Source organism: Cruoricaptor ignavus, from assembly GCF_900141665.1.
GTDB lineage: Bacteria > Bacteroidota > Bacteroidia > Flavobacteriales > Weeksellaceae > Cruoricaptor > Cruoricaptor ignavus.
In genome coordinates this window covers 1-1,231 of the sequence record NZ_FQYI01000028.1, presented here as the reverse complement: position 1 = coordinate 1,231, position 1,231 = coordinate 1, and the positions used below count along the sequence as shown (strand labels likewise).

The window sequence follows — 1,231 nt, the reverse complement described above, 5'->3', positions numbered from 1 at the left end:
TGATAATACCCTTAAAAAACTGGACCACTGTTTAAGTTGAAATTATTAACTTTAAATAGTCGGAAAAAACAATGAAACAGACACGCAGAAAATTTGATCCCAGTTTTAAAGCCAAGGTAGCACTTGAGGCCTTGAAAGAAAGAGAAACCCTGCAGCAGCTTGCCGTGAAGTATGAGTTGCACCCCAATCAGATATCTCAATGGAAGCAGGAATTCATAGAAAATTCCGCCCTTGTCTTTGAGGGTAAACAGGCAAAGTCCCCACCCGAGGCTGATGTTTCGGAACTGTACCATAAGATTGGTAAGCTTGAGATGGAGAAAGAATTTCTAAAAAAAAACTTAAAACGCTTCGGACTATGATTGACGTGCGTTTGCTTTTAGAAAAGAAATGCAAAATGAGTCTTCGTGAACAGTGTGCACTTTTGGACATCAACCGATCCAGCGTTTATTACAAGAGTAAAGGTGAGAACAGCGATAACCTAAAGGCTATGACGCTTATGGATCTCCATATTTTGGACGAGCCCACCGCAGGGGTTATTACTATGCAGAACATGCTGGAGGAGCACGGACTTAGGATGAGTTACGAACGGGTACGGCGCCTGATGCGAAAAGCAGCGATAATGCCCATTTACCCCCGCCGGATGCTTACCCAGAAGGGTGAGAACAAATACATTTACCCTTACCTGTTGCGGGGAGTGGCGATTACCAGGCCTAATCAGGTGTGGCAAATTGATATTACCTACATCCCTATGAAGAGCGGATTTATGTACCTTACAGCCATTATTGATGTCCACAGCAGGTATATTGTCGGTTGGGGGCTGAGCAATTCCCTGGAAGCTTCGGAATCGCTCAAAGTAGTAGCTGAGGCCATTGCGAAGCACGGTACCCCTGAGATACTTAACTCCGACCAGGGCAGTCAGTTCACCTGCAAAGCATATGTGGAATACCTGAAAAAAGAGAACATAAAGATCTCAATGGATGGCAAGGGCCGATGTGTAGACAATATTTATATCGAAAGATTCTGGCGGACATTAAAATATCAGCACATATACCTTAATCCAGCCTCAGATGGCTTGGAACTCTATTTGGGCATCCAACAATGGCTGACAAAGTATCACTATCGCAGACACCAGGGAATCAAACTCCAAAAACCAATAGAAATATATAAATCAGCAGCATAAAATTCAATTAAGAAACCCTTAAAAGTGGTCTAGTGAAGTGTGGGTATTTCA

The 1,231-nt window shown here is 43.1% G+C and carries 2 protein-coding genes; both read left to right on the top strand.

Going from position 1 to position 1,231, the window contains the following annotated elements; genetic code table 11:
• Window positions 1-71: 71 nt before the first annotated feature.
• The gene (locus BUB43_RS10955; RefSeq protein WP_073181070.1) at window positions 72-359 is read left to right on the top strand and encodes a transposase; all 288 of its coding nucleotides are present in this window, start codon (window positions 72-74) and stop codon (window positions 357-359) included.
• Window positions 356-1,180: an IS3 family transposase gene (locus tag BUB43_RS10950; protein WP_073181069.1), complete on the top strand. Its 825-nt coding sequence runs from the start codon at window positions 356-358 to the stop codon at window positions 1,178-1,180. Before BUB43_RS10955 ends, BUB43_RS10950 begins: the two co-directional genes overlap by 4 nt.
• Window positions 1,181-1,231: the final 51 nt, after the last annotated feature.

Bases quoted from the DNA above. Each gene is read 5' to 3' on its own strand.
- BUB43_RS10950 (WP_073181069.1), top strand. From the start codon at position 356: ATGATTGACGTGCGTTTGCTTTTAGAAAAGAAATGCAAAATGAGTCTT.
- BUB43_RS10955 (WP_073181070.1), top strand. From the start codon at position 72: ATGAAACAGACACGCAGAAAATTTGATCCCAGTTTTAAAGCCAAGGTA.